7 protein-coding genes are annotated in these 8,124 nt (G+C 30.4%); all 7 read left to right on the top strand.

Translation table 11 applies throughout. The features are described from left to right. Positions 1-292: 292 nt before the first annotated feature. The 7 genes from COL3_RS14960 (at position 293) to COL3_RS14930 (ending at position 7,865) form a co-directional block, all read left to right on the top strand. Entirely contained in the window at positions 293-523 is a 231-nt protein-coding gene (locus COL3_RS14960) for a hypothetical protein (RefSeq protein ID WP_008422344.1), read from the top strand. 302 nt (positions 524-825) lie between these two features. Continuing rightward, a complete protein-coding gene (locus tag COL3_RS14955; RefSeq protein ID WP_008422343.1) occupies positions 826-1,122 on the top strand; it encodes a hypothetical protein in 297 nt (98 codons plus the stop codon). A 365-nt stretch (positions 1,123-1,487) separates the two neighbouring features. Then, positions 1,488-2,465, top strand: coding sequence for a polysaccharide deacetylase family protein (locus COL3_RS14950; RefSeq protein WP_008422341.1), 978 nt, complete (start codon positions 1,488-1,490; stop codon positions 2,463-2,465). Between the two features lie 259 nt (positions 2,466-2,724). Then, on the top strand, positions 2,725-2,994 hold the full coding sequence (locus COL3_RS14945) for an ACT domain-containing protein (RefSeq protein ID WP_008422339.1): 270 nt from the start codon (positions 2,725-2,727) through the stop codon (positions 2,992-2,994). 13 nt (positions 2,995-3,007) lie between these two features. Beyond that, positions 3,008-4,363 carry a PFL family protein gene (locus COL3_RS14940; protein ID WP_008422337.1) on the top strand — a complete coding sequence of 452 codons (1,356 nt, stop codon included), beginning with the start codon at positions 3,008-3,010 and terminating at the stop codon, positions 4,361-4,363. Positions 4,364-4,881: 518 nt separating this feature from the next. After that, on the top strand, positions 4,882-6,864 hold the full coding sequence (locus COL3_RS14935; protein ID WP_008422336.1) for a YgiQ family radical SAM protein: 1,983 nt from the start codon (positions 4,882-4,884) through the stop codon (positions 6,862-6,864). A 242-nt stretch (positions 6,865-7,106) separates the two neighbouring features. Then, complete coding sequence (locus COL3_RS14930) at positions 7,107-7,865, top strand: exodeoxyribonuclease III (RefSeq protein ID WP_008422334.1); 759 nt, start codon at positions 7,107-7,109, stop codon at positions 7,863-7,865. Positions 7,866-8,124 lie beyond the last annotated feature (259 nt).

The raw sequence follows: 8,124 nt of genomic DNA, 5'->3' as shown, positions 1-8,124 counted from the left end.
CCATCAAAATTACCCATGAAACATTCCACAAAAGTATGTTACTGATTTCTAGTTGAGATATATTTCAAAGTATAAGTATATTTTATATTTGTTCTATCTATATAAACTAAATAATATTTAAATTCTTAAAATGTTTATAATAAAGAACAGTTATTAAGGTTTAAGCATAAAATAGAGAATATCTTTGGATTCTGAATCATAAATATGTAATAGTATAAATAAATTCTAGTATTCCAATTAATGTAAGATGAATAATTCAAACCTGAATATATAATTTAAGGGAGGAAATATTGTGAATGAATATGAAGAAAAGTTAAACGAAAATAAGAACATAATATTGAGAAACATAGAGCAAGGAAAGAAAGCAGGAGTTAATAAGGTTTCAGCTGTATTTGCAATAAGCAAGAGAGATGAAATCAGGAAGAATATGGTTACTGATTTGGCTACTTGGTTAATAACTGATGGGTATAAAGTTTCACTAAAGGAAGGTGAATTGGAGATATTGACCATTGAATGGGAATAGAACATAAAGGTCAATAAATTTAATAAGTGTATCTCTTACATAAGTGAAATTCTTTAGTCAGAGATGTAGTTAAAGCCCCCTCTCAAAATATTAATTTTGAGAGGGGGTGATACTATTTAAGGCTATAGATATCTTTGCTGTAATCTAAATTTATGTGGTAACTTACCGAAATAATAAAAGAAAAAAAGCAATTTTTTAATCTTTCCATGAAATCGTAATTTATAATCAAAATTATTTAATTTTGAAGTTTGAAAGAAGGTAGGGATGTTTAATATAATTTTAGTATGAAAGGGGTGAAAGCTATGAAAGTTGAATTTTGTCTCGTAGATAGTGGTGATGTTGTATTTACCAAAGAGTCAAAGGATTTGAAAGATATAATAAATGTCATTACTAAAGTAGGAACGGAAATAAATTTGTTTTTTAGTAAAGATGATTTCATCCATGGATATGTACAAAGCGTTATGTATCAAGTTAATGCTGAAAGTAATGATGAAAGTCTAAGAATATATTTTTCAAATGATTTTAAAAAGTCAAAAGTTCAAGAAAGAATATCTAGTGAACATTTGAGTACTACAAAAATAAACGAGAAGAATAAATGAAAAAAGTTTAGTTGGACTTTTGATACATTTAATTGTAAAAGAGGATAGTCTTTCGTGATTGTCACTAGAGAATTGGGCTAAGGAAACAATTTCAATCATCTTGTTTGATAAGCCGCAGCCTTATTCTTAGTAGAGCGACACACAAAAGAGTATTCTCTTTTTTAATTGTGCCTTAATACATTTATCTGTGCAAAATCACTGTATATATTATTTTTTTAAGAAAGATTTAATAATATTATAACTTTATTTTACGAGAATTTTGTGGAATATTATGGTAACATATAATATGGATTAAGTTAAAAATAATTCATGCAAAGTAGTTTATGTTGTAAAATAAAATTGTAATAAAACAGAAGGAGATATATATGGAGAGACTAAAAAGTAAAAGAAATAGAAGAAAAAAACATTTTATAGTACTAACAAAATTATTACTATGCTTATTTGCAGCAGGTATTGTTGTATTAATTAGTTTTAAACAAGCTGTTAAAACCTATAGTGATGATACAGAAGAAAAGACAGTCTCAGCATATAATTATAATCAAGATAGTAAAGAGCAGAATACAGAAGGTCAATCATCTGAAAATTTATCAGTGAATGTAGAAGCAAAACCTGAAATACAGAAGGAAACAAAAATAAATATGTCCTTTGATGGTGTTCCTCTTAGAAATGATAATAAAGGAGTACCTGTTATCTGTTATCATTCAATAAGTAATAATCCAAATGAAAAAGGGCCAATAATTATTTCTAAAGAAAAATTTAGGCAGCAACTTCAAGCTGTTAAGGACAATGGATATGTTACATTAACAACTAAACAGCTTAATGAGTATCTTTACAAAGACATGCCTATTCCTGTGAAGAGTGTAGTAATATCTTTTGATGACGGGTATGAAAATAATTATACAGAAGCATATCCAATTCTAAAGGAATTAAATATGACAGCGACCTTTTTTGTTATATCAAGTTACTTGGATAGGGAATCATATTTAAAGACTAAAGAAATAAAAGAAATGAGTGATGATGGAATGGATATAGAATCTCATACAGCTTCTCACTCTAAACTTTCTGATTTGCCATATGAAAGTCAAATTAAGGAACTTAAAGATTCAAAGGCAGCATTGGAAAATATAACTGGTAAGTCAATTATAGCGGTTGCTTATCCAGAAGGGAAATATAATGAAGATACTAAAAAAGCAGTTTTAGAGGCAGGATACAGTATGGGATTTACAATACAACGAGGTTATGCTGATAGAGATGATAATCCTGCTCAATTAAACAGAATATGTATAGATTATACCTTTAGAACAAACAATATACTTAATATATTGAAGAATTTAAAGAAATAGTCCGAACAAAAAGAAAAAAATATTACAAAATGTTCTGTGAAAATTGACAAAATATAATATAAATTATAGAATAAAGATAGCAACTATGATGCTTTATTAGATATTATCCAGTTCTGTAGAATTGGATAATATTTTTAAGCATAAGATACAAAATAATAAGCCAATAATGTCGATTAAATTTAGCATTTTGATTTGTTATTTTTTGGAATATGCTTAATTGATGAACTTAAAAATAAACTTATGAATGGAGTAGATAAGCATGAAGGCAATATTAACAGTAATTGGGCAAGATAAAGTTGGTATTATAGCAGGGGTAAGTCAAAAAATGTTAGAATATAGCATTAATATATTAGATGTTAACCAAACTATAATGCAAGGCTTTTTTACAATGATAATGGTACTAGACTGTAAAGATATGAATGCTACTTTTGAAGAAGTGCGTGCAGGACTTACAGCTGAAGGGGAAAGACTTGGGGTAGAAATTAAGATTCAAAGAGAAGAAATATTTAAGTCAATGCATTCACTATAATTAGGAGGGGCTTATGAATACTAATAATATACTTGAAACGATAAAAATGATTGAAGAAGAAAAACTTGATGTTAGAACTATAACTATGGGTATTTCGCTTCTTGACTGTATAGATCCAGATGGAGATAAAGCTAGAATTAAAATATATGATAAGATTACAAAATCAGCAGAGCGTTTAGTAGAAGTTGGTAGACAAATAGAAACTGAATTTGGTATTCCAATAGTAAATAAAAGAGTTTCAATAACTCCAATGTCAATAATCGCAGGAGCTACAAATGAAACTAGTTATGTTGAATTTGCAAGAACTTTAGATAGAGCAGCAGAAACTTTAGGGATAGACTTCTTAGGTGGATTTTCAGCTTTAGTTCAAAAAGGTTGTACTAAAGGAGATAAAATATTAATTAGCTCAATTCCAGAAGCATTAGCAGTAACAAAAAAAGTTTGTGCATCTGTAAATGTAGGTTGTACAAAATCTGGAATTAATATGAATGCTGTAAGAGATATGGCAGAAGTAATTAAGAGAACAGCAGAACTAACAAAAGATACAAAAGGATTCGGTTGTGCGAAATTAGTTATATTTGCAAATGCAGTAGAAGATAATCCATTTATGGCAGGAGCTTTCCATGGAGTTGGAGAAGCTGAAAGAATTATTAATGTTGGAGTAAGTGGACCAGGAGTTGTTAAGAGAGCTCTTGAAAAAGTAAGGGGAGCATCTTTCGATGTTGTTGCTGAAACAATCAAGCAAACTGCGTTTAAAGTTACAAGAATGGGTGAATTAGTTGCTAATGAGGCTTCAAGAAGACTAGATGTACCATTTGGTATAGTTGACTTATCTTTAGCTCCAACTCCAGCAGTGGGAGATTCGGTTGCAGAAATTTTAGAAGAAATAGGCTTAGAACAAGTAGGAACTCATGGTACTATAGCAGCACTAGCTATGCTTAATGATGCAGTTAAAAAAGGTGGAGTAATGGCGTGCAGCCACGTTGGAGGATTAAGTGGAGCTTTCATTCCTGTATCTGAAGATGCTGGTATGATAGATGCAGTTAATAGCGGATCATTAAATCTAGAAAAGCTAGAAGGCATGACATGTGTATGCTCTGTTGGACTTGATATGATTGCAATTCCAGGAGATACTCCAGCATCAACAATTGCAGGTATGATAGCTGATGAAGCAGCAATTGGAGTTATAAATAATAAGACTACAGCTGTTAGAATTATACCAGCACCAGGATGTGAAGTGGGAGATATGGTTGAATTTGGCGGGCTGTTAGGTAGAGCGCCAGTAATGAAAGTTAACGGAAAATCATCAGAATTATTTGCTCAAAGAGGCGGAAGAATTCCTGCGCCAATACATTCATTTAAAAATTAACGAAAAATCAAGACCTAAAAGATATTTTTATCTTTTAGGTCTATTTTTTATATCATATCTATTATTAATTTTGGGCAAAAATATTGATATAGATTTAATCTTTAGTATTGCTATTGATTATAAGAATAATTTAGCTGATAGAAATTTAATTACCCTGCATTAAATGAAAAATAAAAAAGGAAGTAAACCTAAATTATTAAATCCAAAATTATTAAATCCACAGCAATTATTAATACAGCAGTTATTGCAGTGATGTCTGTGACATCTATGACGTCTACAACAATTATTCATTATTCATTTCTCCTTTTGTATATTAAGATTCATTTGTTATAGTAATAATATATTAAACATAATTAAAAAGTGTTACACATAAAGAAAAAATAAATTATATTCTTTTAAGAAGTACTATTTTAAAGATACAATTAGGTTTCTTTATGTTATAATATGCAAAGAGAAATTTAAGGCGCATTAACAAGTTAAATGTGCTTATGTCATAAGAAAAATAAGTAGGTGAAGAAATGACAACTGAAAGGAAGTTTTTGCCCATAAGCAAAAAAGATATGAGAGAAAGAGGCTGGGATGAACTAGATTTTATAATTGTTACAGCCGATGCATATATAGATCATCATAGTTTTGGTACTGCAATTATTTCAAGGGTTCTAGAATCCCATGGATATAAGGTAGGGATAATTCCTCAGCCTGATTGGAATAACCTTTATGATTTTCAGAGATTAGGCAGGCCTAAATACGCATTTTTAGTTAATGCCGGTAATATGGATTCAATGGTTAATCATTATACTGTAAGCAAAAAATTAAGAGAGAAAGATTTTTATTCTCCTGGAGGTCAAATGGGTCTTAGGCCTGACAGAGCAACAATTGTATATTGCAACAAAATAAGAGAAGCTTATAAGGATGTAGATATCGTAATTGGTGGAATAGAGGCGAGCCTTAGAAGGTTTGCTCACTATGATTATTGGAGCGACAAAGTAAGGAAATCAATACTGATTGACAGTACAGCAGACCTTTTAATTTACGGCATGGGTGAGAAACAAATAGTAGGAGTTGCTGAAAGTTTAAAAAATAAAGTACGTGCCAAGGATATAACCTACCTTAGAGGAACTTGTTACATTGCAGAAAATTTAGACGATATACAGGATTATATTGAAATTCCTTCTTATAAAGAAGTTTGTGCTGATAGATATAAATACGCTGAAGCAAGTAAAGTTGAATACGAAGAACAAGATTCGGTGAGAGGGCACATTATTGTTCAAAAGCATGGAAGTAAATATTTAGTACAGAACATACCAGAAGCACCTTTAAACAGAGAAGAATTAGATGAAGTTTATAATCTTCCTTATATGAGAGATTATCATCCTATATATGAGGGAAAAGGCGGAATAGCTGCAATTGAAGAAGTTAAATTTAGTACCGTAAGTTCAAGAGGTTGTTTTGGAGATTGCAAATTTTGTGCTATAACCTTTCATCAAGGAAGGGTTGTTCAAAGTAGAAGTAAAGAATCAATTTTACAAGAAGTTGAGGAAATTACAAACCTTCCAGATTTTAAAGGATATATACATGATGTTGGGGGACCTACAGCAAACTTTAGGAAACCAGCCTGCACAAGACAGTTAGCTTTTGGTGCATGTAAAGGAAAAGAATGTCTATCACCTGATGTTTGCAAAAACATGGAGGTGGATCATACTGAATATTTAGATTTGCTTAGATCAATAAGAAAAGTGCCAAAGGTCAAAAAAGCTTTTGTGCGTTCTGGACTTAGGTATGATTATATTATGGCTGATAAAGATGATACTTTTTTTAAAGAATTGGTAGAACACCATGTAAGCGGAAAATTAAAAGTTGCTCCAGAACATGTTTCAAAAGATGTTTTGAAATACATGGGGAAGCCAGCTGGAGAAACTTACAATAAATTTGTGGATAAGTTTGAAAGGATAACCAAAAAGCTTGGTAAGAAACAATACATAATCCCTTACTTAATGTCATCTCACCCAGGAAGTACTTTGGAAGCTGCAATTGAACTTGCAGAATATTTAAGAGACATAAATTATCAACCGGAGCAGGTACAAGATTTTTATCCAACACCAGGAACACCTGCGACAACAATGTATTATACGGGACTCGATCCAATAACAATGAAAGAAGTCTATGTACCAAAAACTAAGCATGAAAAAGCTATGCAAAGGGCGCTGCTTCAATTTAAAAATCCAAAGTATTATACACTTGTATATGAAGCCTTAACTACAGCTGGAAGAACAGATCTGATTGGAAATGGACCTAAATGCCTTATTAGGGATAAAAAGAGTAGTGATAAAGCAGGGATGCGTGGTACATATAATCAAAATCAATTTAATAAACGAACTAGTAAAAATACTTTGAGTAAGGACAATAAAAAGAGAGTATCAGGTGAAAATCATAAATCAAAAAGAAGTGTTGGGAAGAATAGTATAAAAGCTAAAACAAAAAGTAAACATAGAAATTCATAAGCAAATAAGAAAAACTGCCCTTATTGAACAACATCAATGGAGGGTGGTTTTTATAATAATTTCATGATATTCTTGGAAATAGGATAAGCATTATTATTATAACTATGTTGTTATTCTATTGGCAAATAGCATAAAAGTTTGAAGCTATTTTAATATGGTTAGGTATGGATTTTGTATTAGTTGTGATATAATGATAATAATTATTATATAGAAATAATTTTACTAGAGTTGGAGGAGAAAAAGTGAAGAAACTAATTTCATGGAATGTTAATGGTTTAAGAGCCTGTGTGAAAAAAGGCTTTTTAGATTTTTTCAAAGAATCAGATGCAGATATATTTTGTATTCAAGAAACAAAGCTACAAGAAGGCCAAATAGATTTAGATTTAGATGGATTCAATAGCTATTGGAATTATGCAGAAAAGAAAGGATACTCTGGAACGGCTGTCTTTACTAAAGAAGAGCCTCTAAGTGTCAAGATAGGTATTGGAATAGAAGAGCATGATAATGAGGGTAGAGTCCTAACGCTGGAATTTAATGATTTCTATTTAGTAAATGTATATACTCCAAATTCCAAGCAAGGTTTAGAAAGACTTGATTATAGAATGGTATGGGAAGATGTTTTTAGGCAATATTTAAAAGAGCTTGAAAAAAAGAAGCCTGTAATATTATGTGGAGATTTAAATGTCGCTCACAAAGAAATAGATCTTAAGAATCCAAAAGTGAATAGAAAAAATGCAGGATTTACAGATGAAGAAAGGGAAAAAATAACTCAATTATTAGATTCGGGCTTTATTGATACATATAGATTTTTCTATCCAGATAAAGAGGGGGCATACTCTTGGTGGTCATATAGATTTAATGCCAGAGCTAATAATGCAGGCTGGAGAATAGATTACTTCTTAGTTTCAGAATCTTTAAAAGATAAATTAGAAGATGCTAAAATTCATATGGATATCGAAGGGTCAGATCACTGTCCTGTAGAACTTTTAATAAATCTTTAATGAAAGCAACAAAAGGAATTAATTGAATTCGGGCTTAAAATACAATTTATATAATAAAATAATGATACTCTCTTATACTGCCTATGAAAACATAATACAGTATAAGAGAGTATCATTTTATAAATTATTGTATTTATACTAATGCATACATGTATTTGATAAACTTACTTTATTATGGATATTCAACATTATAATTGGACTTATTATATGAATATACTTACATATTTGCTAAATCTTCATGTGGATATCTTAACTAGAA

It is taken from the genome of Clostridium sp. LS (assembly GCF_002760435.1).
In the GTDB taxonomy this organism is placed as follows: Bacteria; Bacillota; Clostridia; order Clostridiales; family Clostridiaceae; genus Clostridium.
The sequence above is the reverse complement of the archived record's forward strand: the minus strand, read 5'-3'. Positions and strand labels throughout refer to the sequence as shown.

What these genes read in the sequence shown, in the direction of transcription:
- COL3_RS14955 (WP_008422343.1), top strand. Translation starts at nt 826, where the DNA reads ATGAAAGTTGAATTTTGTCTCGTAGATAGTGGTGATGTTGTATTTACC.
- COL3_RS14950 (WP_008422341.1), top strand. Translation starts at nt 1,488, where the DNA reads ATGGAGAGACTAAAAAGTAAAAGAAATAGAAGAAAAAAACATTTTATA.
- COL3_RS14945 (WP_008422339.1), top strand. Translation starts at nt 2,725, where the DNA reads ATGAAGGCAATATTAACAGTAATTGGGCAAGATAAAGTTGGTATTATA.
- COL3_RS14940 (WP_008422337.1), top strand. Translation starts at nt 3,008, where the DNA reads ATGAATACTAATAATATACTTGAAACGATAAAAATGATTGAAGAAGAA.
- COL3_RS14935 (WP_008422336.1), top strand. Translation starts at nt 4,882, where the DNA reads ATGACAACTGAAAGGAAGTTTTTGCCCATAAGCAAAAAAGATATGAGA.